This is a genomic window from Citrobacter sp. LUTT5, assembly GCF_009905315.1.
Classification (GTDB): domain Bacteria; phylum Pseudomonadota; class Gammaproteobacteria; order Enterobacterales; family Enterobacteriaceae; genus Citrobacter; species Citrobacter freundii.
In genome coordinates, this window is sequence record NZ_CP047606.1 from 545,487 (window position 1) to 560,507 (window position 15,021).

The 15,021-nt window shown below is 54.5% G+C and carries 17 protein-coding genes; 9 read left to right on the top strand and 8 right to left on the bottom strand.

What is annotated here, in order from left to right; genetic code table 11:
- The first annotated feature begins 25 nt into the window (after positions 1 to 25).
- The 4 genes from nlpI to mtr all read left to right on the top strand — a co-directional run bounded on the left by nlpI (position 26) and on the right by mtr (position 4,400).
- Positions 26 to 910 carry a lipoprotein NlpI gene (gene nlpI, locus GUC46_RS02680; protein ID WP_003024982.1) on the top strand — a complete coding sequence of 295 codons (885 nt, stop codon included), beginning with the start codon at positions 26 to 28 and terminating at the stop codon, positions 908 to 910.
- A 106-nt stretch (positions 911 to 1,016) separates the two neighbouring features.
- Positions 1,017 to 1,097: a protein YrbN gene (gene yrbN / locus GUC46_RS02685; RefSeq protein WP_010723222.1), complete on the top strand. Its 81-nt coding sequence runs from the start codon at positions 1,017 to 1,019 to the stop codon at positions 1,095 to 1,097.
- Positions 1,090 to 3,018, top strand: a complete 1,929-nt coding sequence (locus GUC46_RS02690; RefSeq protein WP_003839970.1) for a DEAD/DEAH family ATP-dependent RNA helicase — start codon at positions 1,090 to 1,092, stop codon at positions 3,016 to 3,018. Before yrbN ends, GUC46_RS02690 begins: the two co-directional genes overlap by 8 nt.
- A gap of 137 nt (positions 3,019 to 3,155) precedes the next feature.
- On the top strand, positions 3,156 to 4,400 hold the full coding sequence (mtr, locus tag GUC46_RS02695; protein WP_054528824.1) for a tryptophan permease: 1,245 nt from the start codon (positions 3,156 to 3,158) through the stop codon (positions 4,398 to 4,400).
- Positions 4,401 to 4,487: 87 nt separating this feature from the next.
- Here the strand turns inward: mtr and GUC46_RS02700 are convergent, their stop codons facing one another.
- The 3 genes from GUC46_RS02700 to GUC46_RS02710 form a co-directional block, all read right to left on the bottom strand.
- Positions 4,488 to 5,495: a luciferase-like monooxygenase gene (locus tag GUC46_RS02700; protein ID WP_160179711.1), complete on the bottom strand. Its 1,008-nt coding sequence runs from the start codon at positions 5,493 to 5,495 to the stop codon at positions 4,488 to 4,490.
- Positions 5,496 to 5,671: 176 nt separating this feature from the next.
- Positions 5,672 to 6,568: a U32 family peptidase gene (locus GUC46_RS02705; protein WP_032939206.1), complete on the bottom strand. Its 897-nt coding sequence runs from the start codon at positions 6,566 to 6,568 to the stop codon at positions 5,672 to 5,674.
- On the bottom strand, positions 6,559 to 7,554 hold the full coding sequence (locus tag GUC46_RS02710; RefSeq protein ID WP_003839981.1) for a peptidase U32 family protein: 996 nt from the start codon (positions 7,552 to 7,554) through the stop codon (positions 6,559 to 6,561). Before GUC46_RS02710 ends, GUC46_RS02705 begins: the two co-directional genes overlap by 10 nt.
- Positions 7,555 to 7,774: 220 nt before the next feature.
- On the opposite strand from GUC46_RS02710, the gene GUC46_RS02715 reads away from it, so the two are divergent.
- Positions 7,775 to 8,299, top strand: coding sequence for an SCP2 domain-containing protein (locus GUC46_RS02715; protein ID WP_003024968.1), 525 nt, complete (start codon positions 7,775 to 7,777; stop codon positions 8,297 to 8,299).
- Complete coding sequence (locus tag GUC46_RS02720) at positions 8,293 to 8,796, top strand: GNAT family N-acetyltransferase (RefSeq protein ID WP_003024966.1); 504 nt, start codon at positions 8,293 to 8,295, stop codon at positions 8,794 to 8,796. The genes GUC46_RS02715 and GUC46_RS02720 overlap by 7 nt, the downstream gene beginning before the upstream one ends.
- Here GUC46_RS02720 and GUC46_RS02725 read toward each other — a convergent pair.
- Positions 8,783 to 9,091, bottom strand: coding sequence for a GIY-YIG nuclease family protein (locus tag GUC46_RS02725; protein WP_088169154.1), 309 nt, complete (start codon positions 9,089 to 9,091; stop codon positions 8,783 to 8,785). The two genes, GUC46_RS02720 and GUC46_RS02725, sit on opposite strands and share 14 nt — an antisense overlap.
- A gap of 43 nt (positions 9,092 to 9,134) precedes the next feature.
- On the opposite strand from GUC46_RS02725, the gene GUC46_RS02730 reads away from it, so the two are divergent.
- A complete protein-coding gene (locus tag GUC46_RS02730) occupies positions 9,135 to 9,563 on the top strand; it encodes a YhbP family protein (protein WP_044714511.1) in 429 nt (142 codons plus the stop codon).
- A gap of 37 nt (positions 9,564 to 9,600) precedes the next feature.
- Positions 9,601 to 10,236 (top strand): NAD(P)H-binding protein, encoded by a 636-nt coding sequence (locus GUC46_RS02735; protein WP_130715082.1) that lies wholly within the window; start codon positions 9,601 to 9,603, stop codon positions 10,234 to 10,236.
- Between the two features lie 93 nt (positions 10,237 to 10,329).
- Here GUC46_RS02735 and dolP read toward each other — a convergent pair whose 3' ends face one another.
- The 4 genes from dolP to GUC46_RS02755 are packed head-to-tail and all read right to left on the bottom strand — an operon-like array spanning position 10,330 to position 13,944.
- Positions 10,330 to 10,905, bottom strand: a complete 576-nt coding sequence (gene dolP / locus GUC46_RS02740; protein ID WP_003024954.1) for a division/outer membrane stress-associated lipid-binding lipoprotein — start codon at positions 10,903 to 10,905, stop codon at positions 10,330 to 10,332.
- A 9-nt stretch (positions 10,906 to 10,914) separates the two neighbouring features.
- Complete coding sequence (gene diaA, locus GUC46_RS02745; RefSeq protein WP_003024948.1) at positions 10,915 to 11,505, bottom strand: DnaA initiator-associating protein DiaA; 591 nt, start codon at positions 11,503 to 11,505, stop codon at positions 10,915 to 10,917.
- Positions 11,506 to 11,539: 34 nt separating this feature from the next.
- Positions 11,540 to 11,935, bottom strand: a complete 396-nt coding sequence (locus tag GUC46_RS02750) for a YraN family protein (RefSeq protein ID WP_003024946.1) — start codon at positions 11,933 to 11,935, stop codon at positions 11,540 to 11,542.
- Positions 11,893 to 13,944 (bottom strand): penicillin-binding protein activator, encoded by a 2,052-nt coding sequence (locus GUC46_RS02755; RefSeq protein WP_130715083.1) that lies wholly within the window; start codon positions 13,942 to 13,944, stop codon positions 11,893 to 11,895. The genes GUC46_RS02750 and GUC46_RS02755 overlap by 43 nt, the downstream gene beginning before the upstream one ends.
- A gap of 62 nt (positions 13,945 to 14,006) precedes the next feature.
- On the opposite strand from GUC46_RS02755, the gene rsmI reads away from it, so the two are divergent.
- Positions 14,007 to 14,870, top strand: coding sequence for a 16S rRNA (cytidine(1402)-2'-O)-methyltransferase (gene rsmI / locus GUC46_RS02760; RefSeq protein WP_003024942.1), 864 nt, complete (start codon positions 14,007 to 14,009; stop codon positions 14,868 to 14,870).
- Positions 14,871 to 15,021: the final 151 nt, after the last annotated feature.

The window sequence follows — 15,021 nt, forward strand, 5'->3', positions numbered from 1 at the left end:
CAATCGTTGTCTTCGGGAGTGGGAAATGAAGCCTTTTTTGCGCTGGTGTTTCGTTGCGACAGCACTCACGCTGGCTGGATGCAGTAATTCCGCCTGGCGAAAGAGTGAAGTCCTCGCAGTACCATTGCAACCGACTTTGCAGCAGGAAGTTATTCTGGCACGTATGGAACAAATTCTTGCCAGTCGGGCTTTAACCGATGACGAACGCGCACAGCTTTTATATGAGCGCGGAGTGTTGTATGATAGTCTCGGTCTGAGGGCACTGGCGCGAAATGATTTTTCACAAGCGCTGGCAATCCGACCAGATATGCCTGAAGTATTCAATTACTTAGGTATATATTTAACGCAGGCAGGCAATTTTGATGCTGCCTATGAAGCGTTTGATTCTGTACTTGAGCTTGATCCAACTTACAACTACGCGCACTTAAATCGCGGTATCGCATTGTATTACGGCGGTCGCGACAAGTTAGCGCAAGATGATCTGCTAGCGTTTTATCAAGACGATCCCAATGATCCTTTCCGTAGTCTGTGGCTTTATCTTGCCGAGCAGAAGCTCGATGAGAAGCAGGCGAAAGAAGCGTTGAAGCAACGCTTTGAGAAATCGGATAAAGAGCAATGGGGATGGAACATTGTCGAGTTCTACCTGGGCAACATTAGCGAAGCAACGCTGATGGAACGCCTGAAGGCGGACGCAACGGATAACACCTCGCTCGCTGAGCATCTCAGTGAAACCAACTTCTATTTAGGTAAGTACTACCTAAGTCTGGGGGATTTGGACAACGCTACGGCATTGTTCAAACTGGCGGTGGCTAACAACGTTCATAACTTTGTTGAGCACCGATACGCATTGTTGGAATTATCGCTCCTGGGCCAGGACCAAGATGACCTGGCAGAATCGGACCAGCAATAGCTGACGTACACATCAGCCCGTAATCTTTTTTGATTGCCATCACCTTCACGGGTGAGGGCGTTGTTGTTCGTTAATACACCTACTTTGAGCCGGTTCACACTTTTCAATGAAAATTGCAGATCAATTTCATGATGAGTTATGTAGACTGGCCGCCATTAATTTTGAGGCACACGTACTACATGGCTGAATTCGAAACCACTTTTGCAGATCTGGGCCTGAAGGCTCCTATCCTTGAAGCCCTTAACGATCTGGGTTACGAAAAACCATCTCCAATCCAGGCAGAGTGCATTCCGCATCTGCTGGGCGGCCGCGATGTTCTGGGTATGGCCCAGACAGGTAGCGGCAAAACTGCAGCGTTCTCTTTACCGCTGCTCAACAATCTTGATCCTGAGCTGAAGGCACCTCAGATTCTGGTGCTGGCACCGACCCGCGAACTGGCGGTTCAGGTAGCAGAAGCCATGACGGATTTCTCTAAACACATGCGCGGCGTGAACGTGGTTGCCCTGTACGGCGGCCAGCGTTATGACGTGCAATTACGTGCCCTGCGTCAGGGACCACAGATCGTCGTCGGTACGCCGGGCCGTCTGCTGGATCACCTGAAGCGCGGTACTCTGGACCTCTCCAAACTGAGCGGTCTGGTACTGGACGAAGCTGACGAAATGCTGCGTATGGGCTTCATCGAAGACGTTGAAACCATCATGGCGCAGATCCCGGAAGGTCATCAGACCGCTCTGTTCTCTGCAACCATGCCGGAAGCGATTCGTCGTATTACCCGTCGCTTTATGAAAGAGCCGCAGGAAGTACGCATTCAGTCCAGCGTTACCACGCGTCCTGACATCAGCCAGAGCTACTGGACTGTGTGGGGCATGCGTAAAAATGAAGCGCTGGTGCGTTTCCTGGAAGCAGAAGATTTTGATGCGGCGATTATCTTCGTTCGTACCAAAAATGCGACCCTGGAAGTGGCAGAAGCGCTGGAGCGTAGCGGTTATAGCAGCGCTGCACTGAACGGCGACATGAACCAGTCCCTGCGTGAGCAGACTCTGGAACGTCTGAAAGATGGCCGCCTGGATATCCTGATTGCTACCGACGTTGCGGCCCGTGGCCTGGACGTTGAGCGTATCAGCCTGGTTGTTAACTACGACATCCCGATGGATTCCGAGTCTTACGTTCACCGTATCGGCCGTACCGGTCGTGCGGGTCGTGCTGGCCGTGCGCTGCTGTTCGTTGAGAACCGTGAGCGTCGTCTGCTGCGTAACATCGAACGCACCATGAAGCTGACGATTCCGGAAGTAGAACTGCCGAACGCAGAACTGCTGGGCAAACGCCGTCTGGAAAAATTCGCCGCTAAAGTACAGCAGCAGTTGGAAAGCAGCGATCTGGATCAGTACCGTGCTCTGCTGGCGAAAATGCAGCCGGAAGAAGAGCTGGATATCGAAACGCTGGCAGCCGCACTGCTGAAAATGGCTCAGGGCGAACGTCCGCTGATCCTGCCGCCAGATGCACCAATGCGTCCGAAACGCGAATTCCGCGATCGTGATGACCGTGGTCCGCGCGATCGTAACGATCGTGGCCCTCGTGACCGTAATGACCGTGGTGGTGAAGATCGTCCGCGTCGTGAACGTCGTGACGTTGGTGACATGCAGCTGTACCGCATTGAAGTGGGCCGTGATGACGGTGTTGAAGTTCGTCATATCGTTGGCGCGATTGCTAACGAAGGCGATATCAGCAGCCGTTACATCGGTAACATCAAGCTGTTTGCTTCCCACTCCACCATCGAGCTGCCGAAAGGTATGCCGGGCGACGTGCTGCAGCACTTTACCCGTACTCGCATCCTGAACAAGCCGATGAACATGCAGCTGGTTGGCGATGCAGTTCCGCACACCGGTGGTGAGCGTCGTGGTGGTGGCCGTTTCAGCGGCGAGCGTCGTGAAGGTGGTCGCGGTGAAGGTCGTGGCTTTAGCGGTGAACGTCGTGAAGGCGGTCGTGGCGATGGTCGTCGTTTTAGCGGCGAACGTCGTGAAGGCAACCGTGGTCCGCGTCGTGACGATTCTTCTGCTCCGCGTCGTGATGACTCCGCTGGTCGTCGTCGTTTCGGCGGTGACGCATAAGTTTCGCTGCGTAAAGTAATATATACAGCCCCGATCTCAACAATCGGGGCTTTTTTTATTTCATTTGTACTCGTGTACTGGTACAGTGCAGCACATTGAGATGTAGTCACAATATAAATGACTGGAGAGATGGCTAAATGGCAACACTAACCACCACCCAAACGTCACCTTCGCTGCTCGGCGGCGTGGTGATTATCGGCGGCACCATTATTGGCGCGGGGATGTTTTCTCTGCCAGTGGTCATGTCCGGGGCGTGGTTTTTCTGGTCAATGGCGGCGCTGATCTTCACCTGGTTCTGCATGCTGCACTCCGGGCTGATGATCCTTGAAGCTAACCTCAATTACCGCATTGGCTCCAGTTTTGACACCATCACGAAAGATCTGCTGGGTAAAGGTTGGAACGTAGTGAACGGCATCTCGATCGCCTTCGTTCTCTATATCCTGACTTACGCCTATATCTCAGCGAGCGGGTCGATTCTGCATCACACCTTCTCCGAGATGTCGCTGAATGTTCCGGCGCGCGCGGCAGGTCTTGGCTTTGCGCTGCTGGTGGCATTTGTGGTGTGGTTAAGCACCAAAGCGGTTAGCCGCATGACGGCGATTGTGCTGGGCGCAAAGGTGATTACCTTTTTCCTGACCTTCGGCAGTCTGCTGGGACATGTTACGCCCACTACGCTGTTTAACGTGGCACAAAGCAATGCTTCGTATACACCGTATCTGCTGATGACGCTGCCGTTTTGCCTGGCCTCATTCGGCTATCACGGCAACGTCCCGAGCCTGATGAAGTACTACGGCAAAGATCCGAAGACCATCGTTAAGTGTCTGGTGTACGGCACGCTGCTGGCGCTGGTGCTATATACCGTATGGTTGCTGGGAACGATGGGCAACATTCCGCGTCCAGAGTTTATCGGTATCGCGCAACAGGGCGGTAACATTGATGTGCTGGTACAGGCGCTGAGCGGCGTACTAAACAGCCGCAGTCTGGATCTGCTGCTGGTGGTGTTCTCTAACTTTGCGGTGGCGAGTTCATTCCTCGGCGTTACGCTCGGTCTGTTTGACTATCTGGCGGATCTGTTTGGCTTTGATGACTCAGCAGTGGGACGTTTCAAAACGGCATTGCTGACGTTTGTCCCGCCAATTATCGGTGGCCTGCTGTGGCCGAACGGTTTCCTGTACGCCATCGGCTATGCAGGACTCGCAGCAACCATCTGGGCTGCCATTGTTCCGGCGCTGCTGGCACGTAAATCCCGCGAGCGTTTCGGTAGCCCGAAATTCCGTGTCTGGGGCGGTAAGCCGATGATTGCGCTGATCCTGGTGTTCGGTATCGGCAACGCGGTTATCCATATTCTGTCGAGCGTGGATTTGTTACCGGTCTATCAGTAAAACCGTTGCCCGGTAGCGCTACGCTTACCGGGCCTACAGTACCGTGTAGGCCGGATAAGGCGTAGCCACCATCCGGCACAAACCGCGCTACCCCAACAATTCCTGCTTCACATCCATCGCCAAATCAAATGAGTGTAGCCGCGCCAGGTGATCAAAAATCTGGCCGTTAACCATAATTTCATCAGCCTGGGTTTCACGCAAGATAGCCTCCAGCCCGTGTCGCACTTTCGCCTTATCACCAACCAGCGACATGCTCAGCGCCTGTTGTACGCCGTACTGTTCAGAAGCGGACCACAGCTGATGCATATTCTCTACCGGCGGTGGTAGCTGGCCCGTTTCGCCACGACGCAGTTTCATAAACGCCTGCTGCATCGAGGTGAAAAGAAACTCGGCGTCGCGATTGCTGTCAGCGGCAATGATGTTGATGCACACCATTGCATACGGCTTTGCCAGCCGCGCTGAGGGTTTGAACTGGGTGCGATACAGATGCAGCGCCTGATGCAGCATATCCGGAGCAAAATGCGAGGCGAAGGCAAACGGCAGGCCGAGCTGGGCCGCCAACTGTGCGCTGTACAGGCTGGAGCCTAATAACCAGACCGGGATCTGCTCGCCGTAGCCGGGAACCGGGCGTACATGGGGGTTAGGATCGCGGGCGTCGAACCAGTCCACCAGTTCAGCGACGTCGCGAGGGAAGTTATCGATATCACCGCTCATATGGCGGCGCAGCGCACGCATCGTTGGCTGATCGCTCCCCGGCGCGCGGCCAAGCCCAAGATCGATGCGTCCCGGATACAGCGTATTCAGGGTACCGAACTGCTCGGCGATCACCAGCGGCGAATGGTTGGGCAGCATCACGCCGCCAGACCCGAGATGCAGCGTGGTGGTATTGGCAGCCAGATAGCCAATCAGCACTGAAGTTGCCGCGCTGGCGATACCGACCATGTTGTGATGTTCTGCCAGCCAGTAGCGGTGGTAGCCGCGCTTTTCGGCCAGTCGGGCGAGATCAAGCGAGTGCGTGAAGGCCTCTTTTGCCGAAGACCCTTCAGGGATTGGCGCCAGATCCAGCACCGAGAACGGAATAGTTTTGTCAGTCATAACGGCTCACTTTGTTACCGGTTAATCTTTTAATACTGCATTAAAATTTGATTACCGTTGTTAACAAAGTGAGCTTTATGAGACTGACGGCAAAAACAATGCCCGATGGTGCTGCGCTTATCGGGCCTACGGGATCGCTATTTGTAGGCCGGATAAGGCAATTTGCCGCCATCCGGCTAGGCTTGCAGCTCCAGACCAGCCAGTCGCTTCCAGTAGCCGTTGCAGTCACTGTGGGCGGCAAGCGGTAATGGAGCACTGCCATTTTCATTGGCACGGAAGGCGTCAAGCATGGCGAATGTCTCTGTCCCCAGCGGGGAAAGGCGCACAATATCAACCAGCCCCTGCATCGATGTCAGCTCGTTACCGAGGTTGTAGACATAGCCGCTCATGGTCTGGATCCCGTTGAGCACAAAGACCTGCTGATTCTCCTGCGACAGCACATCACGCCCGTTGGGATATTTAATGCAGCAGGTTTCGCACTCGTCTTTAGGCTTATCTTCGGAACGTGCGGTAAAGCAGCGGGCAGAGTAGGCCAGCGGTAAATGCCCATAACTCAGCACTTCGGTTTCAAACTGGTCGCGAATACCCAGTTCGTCGCACTGGTTGAGCAGGTTCACCAGCCAGTCGCGCGACAGCTCAACCGGCATACACCAGCGCACCATGCCCTGCTTGAGCAGAATACGCAGCGTGACGGCGTTGTAGCAGTTGAGCGCGTGCCCGGCGACAAACGGCAGCTTACGCTCGGCGCACATATTCACCACGCCGAGATCGCTGGCTTCCAACAGGAAGTCGCCGTTTTCGACATAGCGCTTCAGCTCTCCCAGTTCAGAGGAAGCCTGCACCAGCGCCAGCGTCGACAGCACCACCTGCTTACCGCTACCGGCGAGAGACTTCGCCATATCCAGCCAGTCGCCCACTTTGGTCGCACGGCGTTTGCTGCATACCGCTTCGCCAAGATAGATAACGTCAGCATGACTGGCGGCGGCCTGCTGGTAAAAATCTTCCAGCGTTTCTTTCGACCAGTAGTAGAGCACGGGTCCTAATGAATATTTCATTGCTTTTCTCACTGCCATTTACGGTGATACGCGCCAAGCGTGGTCTGCGTGCCTTCGGACATTGAACCGAGCGTTTCCATCCACGCGGCCTGCGGGACGTAGTTTTGCGGGTCGGCCATACAGCGGTCGATTGCCTGACGCCACACTTTCGCCACCTGGCTAACGTAAGCCGGGCTGCGCTGGCGACCTTCGATTTTCACCGAGGCAATATTGGCAGCCAGCAGTTCCGGCAGCAGTTCGAGCGTGTTGAGGCTGGTGGGTTCTTCCAGCGCATGGTAGCGCTCGCCATCCACCAGGTAGCGCCCTTTACACAGCGTTGGATACCCGGCGTTTTCGCCATCCTGGTAGCGATCAATCAGCACTTCGTTCAGGCGAGATTCCAGACCCTGTGGGGTCTGCTGCCAGCGCACAAAACGGGCAGGGGAGCAGGCACCGACGGTATTAGGAGATTCGCCCGTCAGGTAAGACGAAAGATAGCAACGGCCTTCCGCCATAATGCACAAGCTGCCAAAGGCGAACACTTCCAGGGGAACTGGTGTGACGCGAGCAAGTTGCTTCACCTGATGAATAGACAGCACGCGCGGCAGAACCACGCGGGCGACGTCAAAGTTGCGATGGTAGAAATTAATCGCCTCTTCATTGGTTGCAGATGCCTGAACAGAGACATGGCGCTCAATATGCGGGTAGCGCTCTGCGGCATACTCAAGCATGGCGAGGTCGGCGAGGATCAGCGCGTCTGCACCCAGTTGCGCTGCCATATCAACGGCACGCTGCCAGCGTGCGTAACCATCCGGGTGCGCAAAGGTGTTAATCGCAATGTGCAGCTTACGGCGATGTTGATGAACGAAACTCACCGCTTCCTGCAATTTTTTCTCGGTAAAATTAAGGCCGGCGAAATGACGGGCGTTGGTATCATCTTTCAGCCCGATGTAGACAGCATCAGCGCCGTTCTCGATGGCCGCCTTAAGCGCCGGGAGGTTTCCGGCAGGGCAGAGCAGCTCCATAATTTATCCTGAACGTTGCGCCATGTAGGGCGCAGAAATGTTAACGAAGAGGGATTTTAGTTAACCTTGCTGAGACAATTTTTGATTTGAGGCAGTTAAAGTCGTATTGGTGACACCAATAAAGAGGTCACAATTTCGTAGCGAATTGTTGATTTATGCCGCTATGTCGTTTATTTGATATGGCAAAATAGCAGGACTATTGAAACAGGGAGTAAAGCTCGTGTTGGATAAACTGCGTTCACGCTTAGTACATTTAGGTCCTTCTCTGATGAGTGTACCGGTTAAACTGACGCCCTTTGCGCTGAAGCGCCAGGTTCTGGAGCAGGTCCTGAGCTGGCAGTTTAGTCAGGCGCTGGCCGATGGGGAGCTGGAGTTTCTCGAAGGTCGCTGGCTGAGCATTCATGTGCGTGACATTGACCTCAAATGGTATACCTCTGTTGAAAACGATAAACTTATCGTCAGCCAGAATGCAGATGCGGATGTGAGTTTTAGCGCCGATGCCAGCGATCTCCTGATGATCGTGGCCCGCAAGCAGGATCCGGATACGCTTTTCTTCCAGCGTCGCCTGGTGATTGAAGGTGATACAGAATTAGGGCTATACGTAAAAAATCTGATGGATGCCATCGAACTGGAGCAGATGCCTAAAGCGTTGCGCGTCATGCTGATGCAGTTGGCGGATTTTGTTGAGGCGGGGATGAAAACGTCGCCAGAAACCAAACAGACCTCGGTAGGTGAGCCATGCTGATTCGAGTTGAGATTCCCATTGATGCCCCTGGTATTGATGCGTTGCTGCGTCGTTCATTTGAGAGCGATGCGGAAGCAAAATTAGTCCACGACCTGCGTGAAGATGGTTTCTTAACGTTGGGTTTGGTTGCTACCGATGATGAAGGTCAGGTAGTGGGTTACGTCGCGTTCAGCCCTGTCGATGTTCAGGGTGAAGATCTGCAATGGGTCGGCATGGCGCCGCTCGCGGTGGATGAAAACTACCGGGGGCAAGGCCTGGCGCGTCAACTGGTCTATGAAGGACTCGATTCCCTGAACGAGTTTGGCTACGCCGCGGTGGTTACGCTGGGCGATCCGGCACTGTACAGCCGCTTTGGCTTTGAGCTGGCAGCGCATCATGACCTGCGTTGCCGCTGGCCGGGCACCGAAAGCGCGTTCCAGGTTCATCGCCTGGCGGACGATGCGCTGGAGGGCGTGACGGGCCTGGTGGAATACCACGACCACTTCAATCGTTTTTAACATCCGGGGCTTGCAGGCTGCTCAGTAGAGCCTCAAGCCCTTCGCCTTCTACAAGGCGCTCTTTCTGACGCTTTGTGAGCTGTTTGACGCGATACTCTATGCGCAGGGCCAGCGAACGGTCGCCAACTTGCGCCGCAAATGCCAACGTGAGTTCCCCCTTTCCACGTAGCGCCTTCGCGCCTTTCCCACTTTGATGCTGCTTATAGCGGCGCTGCACATCGGTGGTTATTCCGGTGTATAAGGCGTTGTCAGCGGTACGGATCAGGTACAGATACCAGGGTGTCATTGTCACCATCGACGTGATAATTTTCAGGCCTACAGTATAAAAGAGAACAGAAATGGAAACACTGACTGCGGTGTCTCGCTGGCTGGCAAAACAGCACGTCGTGACCTGGTGCGTACACCATGAAGGTGAATTGTGGTGCGCTAATGCGTTTTACCTGTTTGATGCGCAGAAGATGGCATTCTATGTGCTGACCGAAGATAAAACGCGCCATGCGCAAATGTCCGGGCCGCGCGCGCCGATTGCCGGCACGGTAAATGGTCAGCCCAAAACGGTCGCCCTGATTCGTGGCGTGCAGTTTAAGGGGGAGATTCGCCGTCTTGAAGGGCTGGAGAGTGAAGCCGCGCGTAACGCCTACAACCGCCGTTTCCCTGTCGCCAGAATGTTGCCAGCGCCCGTGTGGGAGATTCGACTGGATGAAGTCAAATTCACGGACAACACGCTGGGCTTCGGTAAAAAGATGCACTGGCTACGTGATCTATAGTTAAAAGAGTGATTGAAGCGTCAGGGGAAAATAAACGATGAGCCAGGTGTTAATAACCGGTGCAACGGGTCTGGTGGGTGGACATTTATTGCGGATGCTACTGAATGAACCCCGGATCAATGCCATTACGACGCCGACGCGTCGACCGCTGGCTGATACGGTTGGCATCTATAATCCCCACGATCCGCAGCTAACCGATGCTCTGGCGCAGGTTACCGATCCGGTCGATATTGTCTTTTGTTGTCTGGGAACGACCCGACGTGAAGCGGGCAGCAAAGAAGCATTTATCCACGCTGACTATACGCTGGTAGTGGATACAGCTCTGACGGGGCGTCGGCTGGGGGCACAGCATATGCTGGTGGTGAGTTCGATGGGCGCTAATGCCAATTCACCGTTTTTTTATAACCGGGTGAAAGGTGAAATGGAGCAGGCGCTGATTGCGCAGAATTGGCCTCGGCTGACCATTGCCCGGCCTTCAATGCTACTAGGTGATAGGGACAAACAGCGGGCGAATGAGATGTTTTTAGCGCCGTTGTTCAGGCTGCTGCCGGGTAACTGGAAGTCGATTGAAGCGCGCGATGTTGCGCGGGCAATGTTGGCAGAAGCGCTGGTGCCTGGGCATGAAGGGGTTTCGATCCTGACCTCTTCCGAGTTACGCGAAAGGGCTAAATAAAATGCCGGATGGCGCTGACGCTTATCCGACCTACAAACGATAACGTCCTGTAGGCCGGATAAGACGCTCAGGCGTCGCTATCCGGCATCAGTATTACTTAATAAACGTAAAGGCCGTCGTGACGCGTTTCACGCCGCTTACCCGGCTGGCGATGTCTGCCGCCGCCTTCGCTTCGCGTTCGGTCACCAGACCTAACAGGAACACTTCTCCATTCTCGGTCGTGACTTTCACGTTAGAGGATTTCACCTGATCGCTGGTCAGTAACTGGGAACGTACTTTGGTGGTTATCCAGGTATCGTTGGACGCATCGCCCAGACCGATTGGCTGGCCCTGACGGATCTCATTAAAGACCTCAGTCGTACCTTCTACGCCCATCGCAATCTGTTTTGCTCGTGCAGACAGTTCGCTATTTGGCGACTGACCGACCAGCAGCACTTTACCCTGATATGCGCTCACGTTGATTCGCGCTTCTTTCTTGATCTGGGCATCTTTCGACAACGCCGTATTGACGCGTAATTCCAGGGTTCCATCATCTACCTGGGTGCCGACGCTGCGAGGATCCGTCGCGGCTTTGGTGCCGACAGCAGCAGTTCCGACAACGGCAGCAGCGACACAGCCTTGCAGCAGCAGTGCAGCGATAATCACAGCAAGCGGCGAAAATGCCTTCATGTGTACTCCTTAATCATCCTGGTGAGGGAAAAGCGTGTTATCGATGAGATCGCAAAGGCAGTTGACCGTCAGCATGTGCATTTCCTGAACGCGGGCGCTGTGGTGTGAGGGGATACGGATTTCAACATCCTGCGGCCCCAGTAATCCGGCCAGTTCCCCTCCGTCATACCCGGTCAGCGCGACGATTGTCATGTCGCGTGTCACGGCGGCTTCAACGGCTTTTACGATATCGCGGCTATTACCACGCGTAGAGATTGCCAGCAGAACATCTCCTGCATGTCCCAGCGCACGGACTTGTTTTGCATAAACTTCATCGTGCAGGCGATCGTTGGCAATCGCAGTTAAGACCACATTATCAGTATTTAGTGCAATCGCAGGTAAACTTGGGCGTTCTGTTTCAAAACGATTGATCATGCTGGCAGCAAAATGCTGTGCGTTGGCAGCGGACGTCCCATTACCACAACAGAGAATTTTGTTGCCATTGAGCAGGGACTGAACCAGCGTCATGGCGGCACGGGAGATCGCATCCGGAAGTGCTTCAGCCGCAGCTATCTGAGTTTGAATGCTTTCTGTAAAGCAGACTTTAATTCTATCTAACACGCTAATCCTTAAGAACCAGGCTCTGAATCTTCAACTATGAGCGGTCGTTGAACGCGTCCTTAAACCACTCAACATCATTTCCGGTGAAGGCTAACACATCGAACCGGCAATCCACAGTATCAAAACTCCCATTGTGACGCGCAAGCCACAAGCGGGCGGTCTGTAATAATTTGTGTTGTTTGCTCCGGGTCACACTCGCCGCTGCGCCGCCAAACTGGGCCGAGCGCCGATAGCGGACTTCAACAAAGACGGTGGTGCTGCCTTCACGCATTATCAGGTCGATTTCGCCGCCACGTTCACGCACGTTGGCGGCGATAAAATGCAGTCCCTTGCTTTGCAGCCAGTCACGCGCGGTGGATTCCCACGCGTCACCGGTCTGTTTACTCGTTAACTGGCGGGGACGACTTGTCCTTGCTGGTATTTGAGCCATGATAACTTCCTGTTAATCACACAATCCGGCGTTGCGGTTAAGGCCCCGGTGTTGCCGTTAATTTCGAAACCCTGTACCTGACGCATTTGCGAGAAGTGGTTGGCAAGTGACCAGGCATCGACGCCCATCGCATACATACGTGCCAGTGAGTAGTCGTTACGAACCGCGCCAAGCGCCTGCTGCATGAGAGGAGCGTTAGCACCTGCCAGCATCGGTATTTCGCTGTACTGCAAGCCTTCCATCTCCAGACGGAAATCCGGGCCAGCAGTTCCCTGCGCGCTACGGGAGCTGGCGTACAGCGTCGCTCCGCTCTGGCTGCCGTTGCGCATAGCGATCATCGGCTTAATAAAGGCAATTTCTTCCGGCGTCGCCAGAATATACACTGCATCAACACGGCCGCTGCCGCCGGTGATCTGCGCATCGGTGGGCGCAGCCGGAATCGTCAGGCCGCCAATCGTCACGCCAGGTTGCGCAGGTACAGAGGAGGCTACCGGGCTGCCCGTCAGGGAAATTCCTGAGCCGCCGTTTACGCCCATTTTCAGCTCGGCGGTGGAGCCAAACTTCTGCTGCAACACTACGCCGCCGCCCAGCTTTTGCCATTCCTGTGCAAAGGCGTTGGCAACGCGATCGCCTAATGAACTCCGAGGGATCAACAACAGCGGCGTCTGTTTTCCTTGATCGCGGATGTGACGCGCGGCGTCGCGCGCTTCATCTTCTGGCGACAAAGCGAAGTAGCAGACGTTCGGCAGGTTTTTCACCGATTCCGGCTGATTAAGTGCCAGCACGTTTAATGGCGTATTGCTTTTCATCAGCTCTTCAACATTATTCTTCAGCAGTGGGCCAACCACGATGCTGGCACCATCCTGCTGAACCTGAGTCAGGATTTGGTTCAGAGGCTGTGATGAAGTGTCGTAGATTTTCAGCTCTGCTGATGGATTCGCCGGTGCGCTGGCGGTTGTTGGCTGAGCGGGTGCTGTGGGCTGCGCAGCAGGTGTTTCTGGCTGAGCTGGCATCTCGTTGGTCAGATCGCTTACTGACGCCTGAGAAGGGCTGGCAACGCCGTCAGTCGTTTGCGGCTGTTCCGTGGTCGTCGCAGCTGTTGTATCCACAGCAGGCGCAGCTACAGCAGGGGCCGCTACGGGTTGAGTACCCATATTTTTTGCCGCTTCAAAGCCTTGCTGAATAGTCCGGCCAAATACAGCGGCCTGACCGTTCAGCGGCAGCAGCAGCGCAATTTTGCTGGTGGAGGCGGGCTTAAAGCTCTGGACGTTAACCAACTGCGTTGGCAGTATTTTTGCGCCCGGGTTTTGCGGATAACGTTTCTGCCAGTCCGCAATACCGGCTTTCATCATGTCTGGATCGTTACGGTTATCGAACCAGACGCGCTGGAGATCCAACCAGCCTTGCAGCACGTTTTCATCCGCATTGATGACCAGTGCCTGTGCTTGCTCCTGGGTCATGGATGACAGCGCCTGCCAGGTGGCATCGATGTTTTTCTGCTTAGTATTCGCGGCCAGCAGCGGTTCCTGGGAGATCAGGGCGCGCAGTAGTGTCAACGATGGACGACCCTGGTTGACGTCGATTTGCGCCTGCCAGTATCTGGCCTGCTGGTTTTGATCGAAATCGGCAGGAGTGAGTTTATCCAGCAGGGCCTGAGCGCCAGCGATATCTTTCTGTGCGAGCTTGATCTCGACGGCCAGCAGAGACTGCTCACGACGCTGAGTGTCGTTTAGTTTCTGCGGCAGCTGGTTGAACAGCTCGCTAGCCTGCTGGCTCTTGCCTTCTTTCAGCAGTGCACGAATGGCGAGTAATTGCCAGTTGGTCTTGCTATCATCTGAGCTTTGCTGCATTTGTTGCAGATAAAAGCCGGAATCAGCCTGCGCAGTGCCCTGCATATGGGCTGCACTCTGGTCTGGCGCCTGGGTGCCACAGCCTGCGAAAATCAGTGCTGCCAGAATGACTGGTAGCGCGCGCGCGGCTTTCAAACGAGAAAATGTTGAGGGTACCATACTGTATCCAGTGATATTTTTTACTCAATGCTCAATATTAAATCGGCAATACGGACGACACAATGAAACAACACGAATCGGCGGATAATTCTCAAGGCCAACTCTTTATTGTACCTACTCCTATAGGAAATTTGGCTGATATTACCCAACGAGCGCTCGAAGTTTTACAAGCCGTTGATTTGATTGCCGCTGAAGACACTCGTCATACAGGATTATTGTTACAACATTTCGCGATTAACGCCCGTTTGTTCGCGTTACACGATCACAATGAGCAACAAAAAGCGGAAACGCTGGTGGCGAAACTCAAAGAAGGGCAAAACATTGCGCTGGTTTCCGATGCCGGAACGCCGCTGATTAACGATCCTGGCTACCATCTGGTGCGCACCTGTCGCGAAGCGGGGATCCGCGTTGTTCCTCTGCCGGGCCCTTGCGCGGCGATTGCTGCCCTGAGCGCTGCTGGTTTGCCTTCAGACCGCTTTTGCTATGAAGGTTTTCTGCCTGCCAAATCGAAAGGGCGTCGTGATGCGATGAAAGCCATTGAGGCAGAGCCGCGTACGCTTATTTTTTATGAATCTACCCACCGCTTGCTGGATAGCCTGGAAGACATGGTTGCCGTCTGGGGCGAATCCCGTTACGTGGTGCTGGCGCGCGAGCTGACCAAAACCTGGGAAACCATTCACGGCGCACCGGTCGGCGAACTGCTTGCGTGGGTCAAGGAAGATGAAAACCGTCGTAAAGGTGAAATGGTGCTGATTGTCGAAGGGCATAAAGCGCAGGAAGACGATCTCCCTGCCGATGCGCTGCGTACGTTGGCTTTATTACAGGCAGAACTGCCGCTGAAAAAGGCCGCCGCGCTGGCCGCTGAAATCCACGGCGTGAAAAAGAATGCGCTGTATAAGCACGCACTGGAACAACAGGGAGAGTAAGAGCGTCTGGATTGATCGCCAGTTTGTTGGAAGAAATGTCGGAAGAACGCGCTGAAAGCGTTGCAGCTAAAAGGCAAACTGCAACGCGTTGGCGCGACGAAACAGGGATGTGGCGGGTCTGTAAATTTTATTTATCAGGATCGGTGGAATT